This is a genomic window from Bradyrhizobium sp. 139 (assembly GCF_023074175.1).
In the GTDB taxonomy this organism is placed as follows: domain Bacteria; phylum Pseudomonadota; class Alphaproteobacteria; order Rhizobiales; family Xanthobacteraceae; genus Bradyrhizobium.
Map to the genome: position 1 here is coordinate 155088 of NZ_JADPKS010000107.1, position 15658 is coordinate 170745.

A 15658-nucleotide genomic window follows, 5' to 3' on the forward strand; every position below is an offset into this window, starting at 1 on the left:
CGCGCCAGCGCTACTTCATCTGGCCGAGCAGTTTTGCCGCGCCGCTCGCGCTTTGTGCCAATTTTAGCAACGCCTCGCGACCGCCGGCGGCATAGGCCGCGGCTGCCCGCAACAGCTCACGGAGCTGCGCCGCCGCGCCGGGATCGAACCGGCACCAGGCCCCGCCGGTCAGCCGCGCGATTTCGCGGAAGGCCTGCTCGGCCACGGCGTCGTCGCCTTCCTGAAACACGAACACGGGCACCTTGAGCATACCGAGTTCGCCGGCCTTGGCGCAGAGCTCGTCGACCCTCTCCTCCATGGCATCGCCGACGAAGACGACAGCACGCACCCCCGAAGCGACAGCTTCGCGGCGCACGTCGCTCAGCACTTTGCCGATCTGGGTGTCGCCGCCGCGACAGTCGATTCTGCTCATCAGCGTCGCGAGCCTGGCGCTATCCGAGATCCAGCCCGTGGCGCGACACTCGTTGAAGCCGCGATAGTAGACGAGCCGGATGTCGAGACTGCCAATGGCTGCAGCCTCGCGGAACATGTCCGCCTGGAGCGCACAGGCCATGTCCCAGGTCGGCTGCCGGCTCATCGTCGCATCCAGCGCAAAAATCAGCCGCCCCTTCGCGCCGGGGGCATGCGGCGAAAGTGCACGCGCCTTGGCGACGAACGCAGCAATGTCCTCCGAGGTGCTGGCTTGAGGCAGCGCGCCGCCGGCTTGGCTCGAGGCGGCATCACGGCCGCGCGGTTTGACGGGTTCGCCGGGCATCCCTGCTCGCTTCTTGTCTGAACTGCTAATGTGGATAGCGCATGCTGCCTGGTCAATGTGCAAAGCCTCCGCGGGCGGATGCCGGCGGAGGCTTTGCAAGTCGTGCTGACGATCGCAGCTGTGTCGGTGTCAGCTCTTGGCGGGCGCCATCAGAGCAACCGGACCGGGCTCCAGGATATTGGGTGGGGCCGAACGCGTATCGACGGGTGCCACGGCGCTGTCGGTATCGGTCAGGAACTTGTCGAGCATGCCCTGGATCGAGTTCTTGGCCGCATCCGGACCGGTGTCGCGCATGTCATTGTGCTGGAAATCGGTCTTCACGACCTGGATGCCGGCCTTCTCGCACTCCTCGTCGGTCGGGATCACGCCGGCGTCGGTCTTGAACTGCGGATCCTGCGAACGGAACGACAGGATCTTGAATTTGCCGGCAGTGACGAAAGGCACGCGCAGATTGTCGAGCGTGACGACCTTCTTGACCTCATCCGGATACTGCTTGGCGAAATACATCGTGATGTCGCCGCCCATGGAGTGGCCGACCATCGTCACCCGCTCGTAGTCGGCATTGGGCTGAGCCTTCTTCATCTCCTGCATGGCGAGATGGATATTGGCAACGCCGCGCAGGATCTGCGGCAGCCGGCCGACATAGAGTTCGCCGGGCTTGGTCACCATGGGCGGATCGGTCGGCAAATCATGCTGCGGGCTTACGACCATATAGCCGCGCGCCGCGAAGATGTTGGCGAGGAAGCCGTACTCGGTATTCTTGACAGTGTTGCCGTGATTGATCACGGCAACCGGCAGCGTGATCATGCCGGCATTGGCCTGCATTTCCTTGTCGCGGCGGACTGCGATATCGACAGGCACGGGACGGTTGTCGCGCGAGGCGTCGTAGAAGGTGATGGTCTCGTGCTTGATCGCCCACTTGCTCACCGTGAAATAGGCGACGCCGCAGAGGGCACTGACCGAAACCAGAACGGCAATTCCACGCTTCATTTTCGTCCTCAGCCTCAGGCTCTCGCGGCCTGAATCCCTGTTGAAAATCGTGTTCTTCCGGAGCTCTTCGGCCCCTGGTCGCCTATCGCTAATATATGTCACAGCCGCGTGACAGGAAGGCCAAATATTGTGAACTGGCAGCCCTTTCATTGTGCGTCGCACACATTTGTTGGGCATCCCGTTCTCAGGCGGCTACGTCAAGGTGCAGCTCACCATCCGGCGCAACGGTCTCGATTGGGTTCAATTTCGCGGTAAACGCGGGGTGAAAACGGACAGGCGCCCGCTCAGTTCCCGCGGGAACCGGCAGCTTCAATCGACTGGAAGTAGCGACATACCGCCGCCTCAGGCGAGGATATCGTGAACCTCGAGCGGCTTGTCGACCTGGCTGAACCACTCGGCGCGGTTGGCGGCGCGGCGGCGGCCGCGCTCGTCGAGCGGCAGCTTGAGCTGGCGGAGCAGGCCCGTCACCTCTTCCCGTGCGGTGAGATGGCCGAGATTGGGTCGCATGCCGAGTGTCGCCTCGTCGATCTCGTCGAGCGCGGTCAGGCCGCGCGGAAAAAATTCACGATAGACGACGCGCTCGGCGAAGCCGTCGACGTAGCGGAAGCCGAGCCGCAGCGACAGATCCTTCAGGCTATCGGCGACGAGCTGCTTGTTGCGGGAGCCGAGCATCGACAGACGGTTGCGCACGACGATCCAGTCGGTGCTGGAGCCGTCGAGCTGGCGCCGCTTGCGGCGGGTATCCCGCACCATCTCCGCATAGTGGCTCTCGCCCGTCACTGCGTAGTTGGCGGGATCGACGGTGCCGAGCACGTCGAAATCGAGGAAGCTGTCGTTGATCGGCGTGACCAGCGTGTCGGCCATCGAGTGCGCAAGGCGCATCAAGTAGCTGTCGGTGCCGGGCGTATCGATGACGATGAAATCGAAACTGCTCTCGACCGCCGAGACCGCCTCCATGAACTGAAGGAACTCGGAATTCTCGTTCTCGGCGACCTGCATGGTCTCGCCGAGCTTGATGCAGCGATGCAGCGGCAGCTCGAGGCCGAGGCCGGTGCGTCGCGCCCAGGCGGAACGGTTGTTGATGTAGCGGGTAAAGCTCTGCTGACGGCAGTCGAGGTCGATGGTGGCGACGCGCTGGCCGGCCTTCAGCAGCGCGACCGCGATGTGCAGAGCGGTGGTCGACTTGCCGGAGCCGCCTTTCTCGTTGCCGAGCACGACCACATGCGCCGAGCCGGATTGGCCTTGGCTAGCCTGCACAAGCATAGCGATCCTCAACACTCCTAACGAATATCTTCGAGTTGGCCGCCTCTGCGGTCAAGTGAAATGCGTGACAGCCAATGCTATCCCAGTGCGCCGTTCTTCATGATGAATCGCGGCGCCTCCTCTCGTCTGTGATCCAGCCCACGCTGTCGCGACATCGTGCGCGGCCTCGCGCGGGATGCTGTGCCGCATCCGGATGCGTGGCGTCGATGCGCGGCGCTTGTTAAGGTTAGCCGGCCGGGCGCCGGGACGCGCCCGGCTCCCATTCCCAACCTGTCGAGTCCTGATGTCACGAAGCCCTTTGATCGCCCGCACGGTCCCCGCCCTGCGACGCGCCGTCGACAATCTTCGCAAGCGAAAGGCCAACATCGCGCTGGTCCCGACCATGGGGGCACTCCATGACGGACATGTGTCGCTGGTGCGCCTCGCGAAGCGGCGCGCGAGTCGCGTCGTGGTGTCGATCTTCATCAACCCGACCCAGTTCGCCCCGACCGAGGACTTTGGTGCCTATCCACGGACCTGGAAGGCCGATATCGCCAAGCTCGAAGCCGAGAACGTCGATATCGTCTGGCATCCCGGCGTCGAGGCCATGTATCCGGAGGGCTTTGCCACCCGCATCGTGCCGGAGGGACCGGCGCTTGCAGGCCTGGAGGACCGCTTCAGGCCGCACTTCTTCGGCGGCGTCGCCACTGTTGTCGGCAAGCTGTTCACGCAGTGCCGGCCGGATGTCGCGATCTTCGGCGAGAAGGACTTTCAGCAGCTGCGGGTGGTGACGCAGATGGCGCGCGACCTCGACCTCGGCGTCAAGGTGACCGGCTCCCGCACCGTGCGCGAGCGCGACGGGCTCGCGATGTCTTCGCGCAACGTTTATCTCTCGCCCGAGGAGCGGCAGACCGCAACCACGCTTTACCGCGCCATGAAGGACAGCGCCGGGCGCATCCGCGCCGGCGAAGCGATCGCACCCGCGATGGCGCGCGGCGCCGGGATGATCACAGCGGCCGGCTTTGCGCTCGACTATTTCGAGGCGCGCCATGCCGAGACGCTGGCGCCGGTCACCTCGCGCAAGGACGGCCCCTTGCGGATCCTGGTGGCGGCCAAGCTCGGCAGCACCCGGCTGATCGACAATATCGCGGTCTAGATCTAGAGCAGTCCGAGATCGCGCAGCTCGCGCCGCATCGGCTCCGGCATCGCCGCGATCGAGCCGGCGGCCGACTTGCCGAGATCGGACGGCACGGAGTCGTCGGCGAGATACCGCCAGCCCTGAAACGGGCGCATCGGCCGTGGCAATACCGAGATCACCTTCGGCTGCATCACGATCCGGCAACGACCGATGCCGTCCTTGTCGCGAAACGGCTCGATGCCGATGATCTTTTCACGCGCGGCGATCTCGCCCTTGATCACCCAGTAGAGCGATCCGCCCGACAGGATCTCGGCGTCGCGCTTGGGCACCATGCGGGTGATGTGGATGTGATGTTGCGGCAGACCCTTCTTCTTGGCGGTCTGCATCCGTTCGGCGATCCACCCCTTCAATTCCTTGACGGAGTCGCAGCCGACGGCGAGCTTGATCAGATGTAGCGGCATGCCCCAGCATTAGCCGGGCAGCCGCGCATTTGGAATGCCGAACTATTCGTTATCCGCAGCCGCGGGAGCCGGGGCCGGCGGGGCGAGCGGAACCGGTGCTGCGGCCGGCGCACGCGCCGCGGCCTTCGGCGCAGGCGGCTTCTTCGCAGCCGGTGCCGCTGGAGCAGCGGCCTGCGCCGAGGTCGCAGCGGGCGCGCGCGGCGCCGACCCTGCAGCTGCGGCAGGCGCCGCCTGGCGCGTCGCCGCCGTGGGCGGCTCCGGATTCATGATGCTCACCGGCGGCGTCGATGACGCGCTCGGGAACTCCGCACTGGTCGGTTTGCCCGTCGGCATCGACGGCTGCATCCCGGCAATCGCCGCAGTGGCCGGCATCGCCGGCGTGTTCCAGCTCGGCGCATAGCGCGCGACCAGCGTGTCGTAGAGGTGGGAGTCCATGTTGGTAGCGATCCGCTGCTGATCGGTCAGCGAGCGGAAGGCGGGGCAGTCGAACTGCGTGCAGCCGTCGCGCGCAACCAGCACCTGCGCCACGAGGCCGTAGCGATCGTGCTCCAGGGCCTTGCGCAGCACCTTCATGTCCAGCGTCAGACTCTTCTCGGCGGATGCGGCGTCGCCGAGCGCAGTCAGCCGGTCGATCCGGGCCGCGGTGTAGGCCACGGCTGCAGCCGCCGCGTCAGGCGCGCCGAACAGCGCCTTCTCGCAGCCAATCCCCACGGCATTGCCGGCGAGATCGTCGAGACAGGACAGCGCCGGCAGGCTGGCGATGACCGCCGCCTGCGCACGCGCTTCGACCGGGGCGGCCTGCTCCGCCGGTCCATAGACGCGCACGGTGGCAGCCACCGCGATGGCAATGGCAAGCAGCGTGATGACGGTCAGCGCGCCGTTGGCGACCGATTTCTCGGCGCGCAGGAGCGTGATCATGAGAATCAGTCCGAAGAAGCCGGCAGCTGCCAGCGTCATCCACATTGGGAGGGCCGGCGAGCGCCAGATTTGGTCGAGCGAAGTGGCCCATGCCCAGTTCATGCGCGACGTCCCCTCACGCGAGCAAAGAGCGAATGGTCAAGCGAGCACCGCGAGTCGGCAGCTGCCCCCGGTTCACCTTGTCGAGGCGAAGGGGGCGTTTTGACGGCGAGCGAAGCAAATTCGCCCGCGACGTCAACGCACGGCGCCGTCATTCGTCAGGATTGGGCGAGCTGGCTTTCCTTGGCGACACGCTCGAACGCTTCAGTCGAACTCTTGATGCGGTACTGGCAGTCGTCGCCATCCGTCGGCAGCAGGCGGATGATCTCGTACGAGCCACTGGCAGCCGGGCGCGCGACGTTGCTGGCAGTGAACAATACGCGCGTTCCAATCGGGAATTTGTGCTTCAACACCCTCTCCATTCACTCAAACAGCGCCTGCCTCGCCCATGGTCCCACTGCGACGGCCGGCCGGAAACCCGGGCGGCTGTATAGCACGCATGCGGCGTTTTTGGCCAGTCTCATGCGTGCATGGCAAACACCCGAATTTTGAAGTCTTTTCAGGGCGATAACGGGAACAATAGCGTGTCGGCAAGACCGCTGGAATCGGCCGTCAGGCGGCGTAGGGCAGATGGCCCTCCAGGCTTGCCTGGTCCACGACCTTTGGCAGTTCCCGGGCCAGAATCTGGCCGAGCTGGTCGGCCGAGATCGGCAGGTTCTGGCCGTTGCCGAGCCAGGATTTGATCCTGGTCACCGAAGCCGGCCTGCTGGAGCTTGGCGACGACCGCGCTGAGGCAACCCTGATCGTTGCTGCCGAGCACCTCGCTCAGCACCGCCGGCAAGACCACGTTCCGCGGGTCAGACGTTCTCGAACCTCTCGATGACAAGCGTTTCGGCGATGCCGTCGCGGGTCCATTCCTGGAACGCCTGCAGCGCCATCATCGTATCCATGTAGGCCCTGGTCTCAGGCGTGACCTCGATCGCATAGGTACGGAATCGGTGCACGACCGGGGCGTACATCGCATCCGCCGCACCGAAGCGGCCGAACAGGAACGGTCCCTTGGCACCGTAGCGCGCCCGGCACTCGCGCCAGATCTCCTGCACGCGCGCGATGTTGGCCAACGCGTCCGCCGACAGCGTCACGGCGCGCACGGGGCGGTGCAGGTTCATGCCGCATTCGTTGCGCAAGGCCATGAAGCCGGAATGCATCTCGGCGCACACCGAACGGGCATGCGCGCGGGCGACGACATCGTCGGGCCACAGCTTCACTTCCGGGTAGCGCTCGGCGACGTACTCGATGATGCTGAGCGAATCCCACACCGTGATATCGCCATCGACCAGCACCGGCACCTTGCCGGCGCGGCTGAAGGACAGGATCTGATCCTTGTCCGCGGGATTATCTGTGTAGAGCGGAATGACGGTCTCGACGAACGGGATGTCATTGGCGCGCAATGCGAGCCATGGCCGCATCGACCATGACGAGTAGTTCTTGTTTCCGATCGCGAGCTTGAGCGCTGCCATGTCGCTGGTCCTCCCCGAGTCCTCTGGATGCGGCTGCTTTTAGCGCCATCACCTGCCGCCAATCAATCGTTGCCGCTCCTCGCCATGCGTGGCAATCGTTGCGATCCTCGCGAGGAGAGAGACATGAGCAGGCATTGGGTCGACATCACGGCGGTCGGCTTCTTCATCATCGAATGGCTGGTCTATGCCCTGACGCTGGAACACTCGGCCTATGGCCGCGACAGTCTGTCCGCGCGCATGAACGGCTATCGCGAGGTCTGGGTGCGCCGCCTGCTCGACCGCGACACGCGCATGGTCGACATGCAGATCATGGCCTCGCTCCAGAACGGCACCGCCTTCTTCGCTTCCACCAGCCTGTTCGCGCTTGGCGGCGCGCTGGCACTGCTGCATGCCACCAATGACGCCATCACCATCCTCGCCAAGCTGCCGATCGATCTCAGCCTCTCGCCCGCGCTGTGGGAGCTGAAATGCGTCGGCCTGGTGCTGATCTGCGTCTACGCCTTCTTCAAATTCGCCTGGGCCTATCGCCTGTTCAACTATGTCGCGATCCTGTTCGGCGGCATGCCGCCGGCCTCCCAGCGCGATACGCCGCAGGCCGAGGCGCACGTCATCCGTACCTCGCGCCTGTTCGAATCCGCCGGCCGCCATTTCAACCGCGGCCAGCGCGCCTTCTTCTTCGCGCTCGGCTATCTCGGCTGGTTCGTCAGCCCCTGGGTGCTGTTCGTGACCACGGCGGCGGTGGTGATCGTGACCTGGCGAAGGCAGTTTGCGTCCAGTGCATGGGCTGCGATGGCGCCGGAGTTAGCGGCTGATGGTGATCAGATCCAGAAGCGCGGTCATTGATGCATCTGCGTGACGAGAGCGAAGTGAGGCGCAGGCTTTCTCCCCATCGTCATTGCGAGCGGGGCAAGGGGCCTCGTCACCAACGCGCATCTCACCCGTAGGATGGGTAGAGCGAAGCGAAACCCATCAGGTCTCATCCACGCAGAAGCATGATGGGTTTCGCTTCGCTCTACCCATCCGACGTCTTGCAGACACAGCTTCGCGCCCTCGCGGCGCAATTCGCCCGAGCTTTGCTTGGTCGCTCCACCCTCTTGAGCCAAGAGAGCGCAGGGAAGGCCGGGTGCCGGCTGGCACCCGCGGTCCGCTGCGCGAAAAGGACACGCAGAAAAACCGCACAACGGCATACAGGTGTAGCCAATCACTCGGCCTTCCCTGCGCGATGGTTGACGGCTTATGCCGTGCTCTCCCGGGAGCCGAGTTCCTTCTGGCCTCCCTCACCCCAGCGAAAGTCGCCGACACCGCGCCGGTTGACGCAAATGCCGCATCCGCAAGAGCTTGACCGTAGCAACGACGGTCAGGACCACACGGTTTTGCCGTACGCACGGTTCGCTTGCTCGCCACATTATCTCCCGACGTTGTCGACGTTGCCGGAAGAATGCTGGCGAGACAAACCTGACAGCGCCGTCCGTCCGCGCGAAGCCTCGGGCTCACGGAGAGCAATCCGCCCTGCCCTTGACCTCTCGCGCCCGACGCTGCCGCGTCCACCGCAAGCCCGGCTCGCGAAACGTGACGACACAAGATCGCCCCTCAAGATGAGCCGGGATGCGCGATACATACGCCATTTCCGAATTTCGGTAAAGTGGAATATTTTTGCACGCGGTGCTTGACACCGTGCCGGGTGTTTTGCCCGACGGATATGCCACTTGTTAGCCGCCGAAATCCCGCGGGCTGAACGGCAGGTCCATCACTTTCCATTCCCCGTATTTGTCGGCCGGCAGCATCTTGTAGGGCTGGCAGGCTTGCAGCGCGCTCATGGCGGATTTCACGAGGGCCACGCCCTTTGCGGATGGCGGGGCTTCGATCAGGATCGGCTCGCGCGCCAACGTGCCGTCGGTGGCGAGCACCGTGCGCAGCCTGATGTGGACGTTGTCAGTCGGCGCGAGCCCGGCCGGCAGCTTGGCGCAGTTCCTCAAGTGTCGGCGAAGCTCGGCGATCACTTCGGCCGGCAGCTTGGCCGCGATTGAATCCTTGGCATCGCCGCCGTCATCCTTGGGGGCGTCTTTCGGTTCGGGCGGCAATTCAGGCGGCAGGCCCAGCATGACGCCGTATTTGACCGTGACGTCGGGCTCTGGGGCCTGATAGGCCGGCGGCGGCGACATCGGTTGTGGCGGCTGCTGCATCGGAAGCTGCTGCGTCGCCGGTGGCTGCGGCATTGCCTGAGGCGGCGGTTGCGGCATCGGCTGAGGTGGAGGTTGCTGCGGCGGCTGTTGCGGCTGTGCGTTGGCCTCGCGCGGCTCCGGCGGCGACGAAGGCTGCTGCTGCGGTTGTTGCTGCTGCGCAGGCCGTTGCAGTTCGGGCGAAGCCTGCTGCTGCGATGACGGTGCCGCGGCCTGCTGCTTGGCCGCAGGCTTCGGCGCCGCGGCGGCCTTGTCCTTGTCGGTGAAATCCAGCTTCGGAAGTTTCAGGTCGAGGGGCGGCTCCGGCGGTTTCTCCTTCGCTTCTTGCTTCACCTCTTCCTTGGCCTTCTCCTCGGCCTTTGCCTCCTCCTGCTTCACCTGCTCCGGCGTGACGATGTCGACAGAGACCGTCTCGGGCGGCGTGGCGTGGAACGGATGGACTTCGCTGATCACGATGATCAGCGCCACCAGCGTCACATGCGCGATCGCCGACGCTGCAATATCCGTCCGTATGATCTTCCGCAGTTCCATCGCCTGACTTTGGGTTGCCGCCCTGCTCCTAGCATACCGCGGTCCCCCCTCAATCCCATTTTGGCGCGAAGCCGAAATCGGTCAGGCGGCCCTTCGGACTGGCAAGCGCCGCGACCCGGGCCATCTCGTCGTCCGAGAGCTCGAAATCGAAGATCTCGATGTTTTCCGACAGACGTTCGACGCGGGACGTGCGCGGAATCGCAGCGACATTCTGTTGCACCAGCCAGCGCAGGCAGACCTGTGCCGGTGTCTTGTGATGCGCGCGGCCGATGCCTGCGAGCGTCTGGTCGGTCTTGATGCGGCCCCTGGCGATCGGGCTGTAGGCGACAAGCGCCATCCCATGCCGGTCGCAGGCCGCCCTCACCTTCGCCTGGTCCAGATAAGGATGATATTCGACCTGGTTGCAGACGAGCGGCTCCGGCGAGAGCGCCACCGCCTGCTCGATCAGCGCCACCGTGAAATTGGAGACGCCGATATGGCGGGTCAGGCCCATGCGCTTGGCATGCGACAACGCACCCAGCGTCTCCTCCAGCGGCACGTGCGAATTGGGCCAGTGCAGCAGCAGGAGATCGACGGATGGGAGCCGCATCCGGGCGAGGCTCTCCTTCACCGAGCGCTCGAGATCGTGGGGGACGAAATGGTTGGTCCAGACCTTGGTGGTGAGGAAGACATCGTCGCGGCGCACGCCGGAGGCGCGCAAGCCGTCGCCGACCTCGCGCTCATTGTCGTAGACCTGCGCGGTATCGATGTGGCGATAGCCGAGCCGCAGCGCCTGTTCGACCACGCGCGCGCAAGGCCGTCCGTCCAATTCCCAGGTCCCGAGTCCGATCGCCGGAATCCTTGCGCCATTGGCCTCGACGAACAGCATGAGGAATCCTCTCTGGTGCGGTCGCCCCAACCATCATTATGAACCTCGCCCGTCACGGTGCCAACGGAGGCCGCCGGCTGCGAGGCCGGATATTCACGGCAATGCTGACGCCAGGTTCGCGCCAGGCTTTGACGTCAAGCCTTGACGTCAGGCTTTGGCGAGCGCCTGGAACACCGTCTCCGGCGCATGCGCAATCACGGCGAGCAGCGCGCGGGCCGGTCCCCGGGGGGCGCGCTTGCCCTGCTCCCAGTTGCGGATGGTTTCGACGGGAACGCCGAGTTTTGCGGCGAACTCCATCTGGGTGAGACAGGCGCGGCGGCGCAGATCCCGCACGGCGAGCGAGCTGGTCTCGCCCGGCGCCGCATGGGCCGTCGGCTGGACCGGAAACTCCTGCCCATCCCGCAACTCGACGATTCGTCCGTCCGCCTTCAGCCGCAACCGCATGTTCATTCCCCCAAGCGCGGGCGATGTTGCGGCAGGTCGCTTAAGTTCGGATTAAAGATGATGCAGCCGTCATTCCGTGGCGCGCGGAGCGCGAGCCCGGAATCCATCGTGCACCGGGGCACGCCGAAAATGGATTCCGGGCTCGCGCCAAGCGGCGCGCCCGGAATGACGGAACGGAGGCGAGACCTACCTCAACCCGAACCACAGCGTCGCGATGCCGAGGAAGGAGAAGAAGCCGACGACGTCGGTCACCGTCGTGACGAACGTGCCGGAGGCCACGGCCGGGTCAGCCCTGACACGTTCGAGCGCCATCGGGATCAGGATGCCGCCGAGCGCACCGGCGATGAGGTTGCAGATCATCGCAAGGCCGATGACGATGCCGAGGCCCGGGATCTTGAACCACGCCACGGCCGCGATGCCCGTGATCACGGCAAAGGCGAGGCCGTTGACGAGGCCGACCATGCCTTCGCGTACCACCACGCGCCAGGCGTTGGAGGAACCGAGCTCGCGCGTCGCAAGCGCGCGCACCGCGACCGTCATGGTCTGGGTTGCGGCATTGCCGCCCTGGCTTGCGACGATCGGCGCCAGTACGGCGAGCGCGACCATCTTCTCGAGCTGGCCCTCGAACAGGCCGAGCACGGAGGATGCAAGAAAGGCGGTGGCGAGATTGACCAGCAGCCAGTTGAACCGCGCGCGCGCAATGGTGAACACGGTGTCGGAGAGTTCTTCGTCGCTGTTGACGCCGCCGAGCGCCTTGAGGTCTTCGTCCGCCTCCTCCTCGATCACGTCCACGACGTCGTCGACGGTGATGACGCCGACCAGACGATCCTGGGTGTCGAGCACGGGGGCTGCAACGAGATTGTACTTGCCGAACATGCGCGCAACCTCCTCCTGGTCCTCCAGGACGGAGACGCGGCGGCGGTCCTCGTCGGTCAGCTCGGCAAGCGCCACCGGGCGGCGGGCGCGGAGCAGGACGTCGAGCGAGACCGCACCCTGCCAATGCTGGTCCTTGTCGACGACATAGATCTCGTAGAAGCGCTCGGGCAGATCCGGCGTCTCGCGCATGTAGTCGATCGCCTGCCCGACGGTGAAACCCTGCGGCACCGCGATGAACTCGGTCTGCATCCGCCGGCCAGCGGAATTTTCGGGATAAAGCAGGCTGCGCTCGAGCGCGACGCGCTCCTGCAAGGGCAGCTTCTCGAGGATCTCCTCCTGCTCTTCCTGATCGAGCGTTTCCAGCAGCTCGACCGCGTCGTCGGATTCGAGCACGCGGACGCCTTCCGCAACCGTCTCCGGCGGCAGCTCCTCGAGGATCTCCTCGCGCATGCCCTCGTCGAGCTCGTTCAGCGCGGAGAAGTCGAAATCCCGCCCGGTCAGCTCGACCAGCCGGACGCGGTCGTCGGGCTCCAGCGCTCCGATCAGATCGCCGAGATCGGCCTCGTGCAGTTCGGCAACGCAGGCGCGCAGCGCGGCGCTGTCGCCAGCCTCGATCGCATGGGCGATCTCCTCGACGAATTCGTGGCGAATTTCGCCGTCTTCGTTGCGCATCGGAACGTGGTCGAGTACCGAGGCCTCGGCGGATGGGGCACGGTCCATATGTTCATCCATGGCGCGCCTCGCCGTTTGACAGGTTGGAACGAGTGGTCTGAGCTGACGGTCAGGCAATACCCACAAGCGAACTGCGAGCGCAATGGCAAAGATGCTTCGGCTGAAATGGACGTCGATCTCGGTGGGCGCGATGTTCGCGGCCCTCACCGGCATCGCCTCGGCTGAAGCCGCGGACTGCCCGCGCAAGGACGCGCTCGGCACCTCGCGCGTTCTGAGCGTCGATGCCAAGACCACGCCGCGCGTGGGCCTGAAGAGCTTTGCGCAGACGCTGCCGCTCGCCGATCACGAGGTCGTGCTGACCTTCGACGATGGCCCGCACCCGCCGACGACGTCGAAGGTGCTGGCGGCGCTGGCGCAGGAGTGCGTGCGCGCGACCTTCTTCCTGATCGGCCTGCACGCCTCCGAACATCCCGACATGGTCAAGCGCATCGCGCGTGAGGGACACACCATCGGCCATCACACCTGGTCGCATCCGTTCATGGCGCGGATCGCGTTCGAGAAGGCGAAGAGCGAGATCAACCGCGGCATCACAGCCAACGAGATTGCGCTACACGGGGTCTCGACCACAACGCCCTCGACGCCGTTCTTCCGCTTCCCCTATTTCGAACAGACGCAGGCCGAGCTCGACCTGCTCCAGTCGCGCGGCATCGTCGTGTTCGGGGCCGACCTCTGGGCCAGCGACTGGAACGAGATGACGCCGGAACAGGAATTGAAGCTCGTCACCGAGCGCCTCGCCGCCGCCGGCAAGGGCATCATCCTCTTCCACGACCCCAAGGCACGCACGGCCGCGATCATGCCGGCCTTCCTGCGATACCTCCGGGACAACGGCTACCGCGTGGTTCACCTGGTGCCGGCAGGCGCATCACAGAAGAACGCCGACGCGCATTGATGCCGGAATGTCACGCCGGCGCAAAATGGGGTGATTTGGGCCCTATTAACAGTCTGTTCATGCTACGCCGTGCAAACATGCAGGGGTATTGCGCCTGAACCGTTTCCGGGCGCCTCCGACCTACCAAGGCGGCAATCGCGTAAGGGGGCAGACGGCGTTCATGATCGGAAGCAGCGTTGTTTTTCGGACGCGATCGTGGATCGTCCTCTGTCTGGGCCTGTTGGTGGTCGGTTCATCGGCGGCCCTTGCTGCGGACTGTCCCGGTCATCCGGACGCGCTCGGAACGTCCCGCACCCTCGTGGTCGATCCGCGCGAGCATCCGCGCATCGGCACCATGCAGTACCGCGAAACGCTGCCGCTGAAAGACCATGAAGTCGTCCTGACCTTCGACGATGGTCCTCTGCCGAAATATTCCAACCAAATCCTCCAGATGCTCGCCGACGAGTGCATCAAGGCGACCTTCTTCATCATCGGCGAACAGGCCAAGGCGAACCCGGAAGGGGTGCGCAAGCTGGTGGCGGCGGGCCACACCGTCGGCACGCACAGCATGAACCATCCGCTGACCTTCGACCGGATGCCGATCGAGAAGGCGGAGGCGCAGATCAACGGCGGCATCGAGTGGACCTCGGCCGCGATGATCGATTCATCCAAGCTCGCGCCGTTCTTCCGCATTCCCGGCCTGATGCGCGCCGAGGGTGTCGAGAACTATTTGATCTCGCGCGGCATCCAGGTCTGGAGCGCCGACTTCCCCGCCGACGACTGGCGCCATGTATCGTCCGGCCGCGTCTACCAGCTCGCGATCCAGCGGCTGGAGGCCAAGGGCAAGGGCATTTTGCTGCTGCACGATATCCAGGCGCGGACGGTTGCGGCGCTGCCGAAGATCCTCCGCGACCTCAAGGCGCGCGGCTATCGCATCGTGCATGTGGTGCCCGCGACCGCCGATCGGCCGGCGACGCCGACCACGCCGCTGGAATGGCTGCTGCATCCGCCGACCGAGACCGTGCCGATCGCGCGCTGGCCGGCCGTGCCGAACTTCGTGTTCACGCAGACCAAAACGCTGCCGGCGCCCTCGCTTGCCGATCTCGACGGGCAGACCGAGCATCAGCCGCTGCTGCCGCGCAAGACCCTGGCGCTGGCGAATGTCGCGGCCGCCCTGCCCGTGCCTGGCCGCGATCTGTTTGCGATTCCCGAGGGCTCGGTCGAGGTCCTGTTGTCGACGACGTTGTCGCGCCGCGCCGCGACACGGCTGGCGATGGCGGCCGAGACGCCTCATGCGGCCAAGGGCAAGGCCGGCAAGTCGCGCGGACATCGGACCGCACATGCGGCGCCGGCCGGAGCGAAGCATGCCGCGCAAGCCACGAGCACTGCCCCCAGGAGCGCTGCCACCAAGAGTGCTACACCAAAGAGTGCCGCGACACATCCGACCCGCGTCGCGAGCCTGAAGAAGCGCACGCAGTAAACTCTACTGCCGCATGATGTTGGCGATGCAGAGCAGCACGATCAGCGCCAGGAAAAACAGGTCCATATAGGACTTGAGCTCGCCGTCGCGGCGCAGCCGGGCAACGTCGGCCAGGACCTGCTTGCGTGCGTTCGTTCCGCCCGAACCGTCATTGATCGGAGCCTGCAGGCGCTTGGTCTCCGCCTCAAGCTTCTCGATCTTCTGGAAGAAATAGAACGCACGCAGCGTCGAGGCCGCGCGCATGCCGGCATAGACCAGCACCAGGATCGCGATGATCGCCCGGTTCTGGTATTTCTCCATGAAGTTGAGGCTGAAATAGACCATCGCCATGAATGCGAAGTTGGTCACGAAGCGGTAGACGAAGCTAAGAAAGACCATGCTGGCTCCAGCCGAGAGAAGGCGCAACCGGACAGTTGTTGCGATTTCTGGGTGTCGGCCTGACAGGCCGGACCGGCCAGCCTGAATGCCGTGCAGCCCATCTACGCCAACTTCGTTGCGGCAAGGATAAGATCACCCCGCGTGCCGGACGCCTTTTAGCCACACTTGGCCATACTGCAAGCAACCATGGCGGGCCACTGCTTGCAGACGCGCGCGCTCGATGGAGATTCGGGCAAAGC

16 protein-coding genes and 1 pseudogene are annotated in these 15658 nt (G+C 65.0%); 4 read left to right on the plus strand and 13 right to left on the minus strand.

Annotated elements, in window-relative coordinates; translation table 11 throughout:
• Window positions 1–10: 10 nt before the first annotated feature.
• The 3 genes from IVA80_RS24775 to IVA80_RS24785 all read right to left on the minus strand — a co-directional run bounded on the left by IVA80_RS24775 (window position 11) and on the right by IVA80_RS24785 (window position 3007).
• Window positions 11–754, minus strand: a complete 744-nt coding sequence (locus tag IVA80_RS24775) for a VWA domain-containing protein (RefSeq protein WP_247436609.1) — start codon at window positions 752–754, stop codon at window positions 11–13.
• A 129-nt stretch (window positions 755–883) separates the two neighbouring features.
• Window positions 884–1744, minus strand: coding sequence for an alpha/beta fold hydrolase (locus IVA80_RS24780; protein ID WP_247436611.1), 861 nt, complete (start codon window positions 1742–1744; stop codon window positions 884–886).
• A 342-nt stretch (window positions 1745–2086) separates the two neighbouring features.
• The gene (locus IVA80_RS24785; RefSeq protein WP_247436614.1) at window positions 2087–3007 is read right to left on the minus strand and encodes a division plane positioning ATPase MipZ; all 921 of its coding nucleotides are present in this window, start codon (window positions 3005–3007) and stop codon (window positions 2087–2089) included.
• A 283-nt stretch (window positions 3008–3290) separates the two neighbouring features.
• Between IVA80_RS24785 and panC the strand changes: the two genes are divergently transcribed.
• Window positions 3291–4142, plus strand: coding sequence for a pantoate--beta-alanine ligase (gene panC / locus IVA80_RS24790; protein ID WP_247436616.1), 852 nt, complete (start codon window positions 3291–3293; stop codon window positions 4140–4142).
• Window positions 4143–4144: 2 nt separating this feature from the next.
• Here the strand turns inward: panC and IVA80_RS24795 are convergent, their stop codons facing one another.
• From IVA80_RS24795 to IVA80_RS24815, 5 genes and pseudogenes are all read right to left on the minus strand, one after another.
• Window positions 4145–4585, minus strand: a complete 441-nt coding sequence (locus IVA80_RS24795) for a DUF1489 domain-containing protein (RefSeq protein WP_247436618.1) — start codon at window positions 4583–4585, stop codon at window positions 4145–4147.
• A gap of 42 nt (window positions 4586–4627) precedes the next feature.
• A complete protein-coding gene (locus tag IVA80_RS24800) occupies window positions 4628–5605 on the minus strand; it encodes a hypothetical protein (RefSeq protein ID WP_247436621.1) in 978 nt (325 codons plus the stop codon).
• Window positions 5606–5760: 155 nt separating this feature from the next.
• Window positions 5761–5964 carry a hypothetical protein gene (locus IVA80_RS24805; RefSeq protein ID WP_084292202.1) on the minus strand — a complete coding sequence of 68 codons (204 nt, stop codon included), beginning with the start codon at window positions 5962–5964 and terminating at the stop codon, window positions 5761–5763.
• A gap of 190 nt (window positions 5965–6154) precedes the next feature.
• Window positions 6155–6428, minus strand: a pseudogene (locus tag IVA80_RS24810) (YidB family protein).
• On the minus strand, window positions 6400–7062 hold the full coding sequence (locus IVA80_RS24815) for a glutathione S-transferase family protein (RefSeq protein WP_247436625.1): 663 nt from the start codon (window positions 7060–7062) through the stop codon (window positions 6400–6402). The pseudogene IVA80_RS24810 and the gene IVA80_RS24815 overlap by 29 nt, the downstream one beginning before the upstream one ends.
• A 123-nt stretch (window positions 7063–7185) precedes the next feature.
• On the opposite strand from IVA80_RS24815, the gene IVA80_RS24820 reads away from it, so the two are divergent.
• Window positions 7186–7905 carry a DUF599 domain-containing protein gene (locus tag IVA80_RS24820; protein ID WP_247436628.1) on the plus strand — a complete coding sequence of 240 codons (720 nt, stop codon included), beginning with the start codon at window positions 7186–7188 and terminating at the stop codon, window positions 7903–7905.
• A gap of 866 nt (window positions 7906–8771) precedes the next feature.
• Here the strand turns inward: IVA80_RS24820 and IVA80_RS24825 are convergent.
• The 4 genes from IVA80_RS24825 to mgtE all read right to left on the minus strand — a co-directional run bounded on the left by IVA80_RS24825 (window position 8772) and on the right by mgtE (window position 12693).
• Window positions 8772–9773, minus strand: coding sequence for a hypothetical protein (locus IVA80_RS24825; protein ID WP_247436631.1), 1002 nt, complete (start codon window positions 9771–9773; stop codon window positions 8772–8774).
• 49 nt (window positions 9774–9822) lie between these two features.
• Window positions 9823–10641 carry an aldo/keto reductase gene (locus IVA80_RS24830; RefSeq protein WP_247436634.1) on the minus strand — a complete coding sequence of 273 codons (819 nt, stop codon included), beginning with the start codon at window positions 10639–10641 and terminating at the stop codon, window positions 9823–9825.
• A 147-nt stretch (window positions 10642–10788) separates the two neighbouring features.
• Window positions 10789–11091 (minus strand): helix-turn-helix domain-containing protein, encoded by a 303-nt coding sequence (locus IVA80_RS24835; RefSeq protein ID WP_247436636.1) that lies wholly within the window; start codon window positions 11089–11091, stop codon window positions 10789–10791.
• Between the two features lie 180 nt (window positions 11092–11271).
• Window positions 11272–12693, minus strand: a complete 1422-nt coding sequence (gene mgtE / locus IVA80_RS24840; protein WP_247436639.1) for a magnesium transporter — start codon at window positions 12691–12693, stop codon at window positions 11272–11274.
• Between the two features lie 82 nt (window positions 12694–12775).
• Here mgtE and IVA80_RS24845 point away from each other — a divergent pair, with 82 nt between their 5' ends.
• Window positions 12776–13582 carry a polysaccharide deacetylase family protein gene (locus IVA80_RS24845; RefSeq protein ID WP_247436642.1) on the plus strand — a complete coding sequence of 269 codons (807 nt, stop codon included), beginning with the start codon at window positions 12776–12778 and terminating at the stop codon, window positions 13580–13582.
• Window positions 13583–13742: 160 nt separating this feature from the next.
• Window positions 13743–15041, plus strand: coding sequence for a polysaccharide deacetylase family protein (locus IVA80_RS24850; protein WP_247436644.1), 1299 nt, complete (start codon window positions 13743–13745; stop codon window positions 15039–15041).
• A gap of 3 nt (window positions 15042–15044) precedes the next feature.
• Here IVA80_RS24850 and IVA80_RS24855 read toward each other — a convergent pair whose 3' ends face one another.
• Window positions 15045–15419: a hypothetical protein gene (locus IVA80_RS24855; protein WP_247436647.1), complete on the minus strand. Its 375-nt coding sequence runs from the start codon at window positions 15417–15419 to the stop codon at window positions 15045–15047.
• Window positions 15420–15658: the final 239 nt, after the last annotated feature.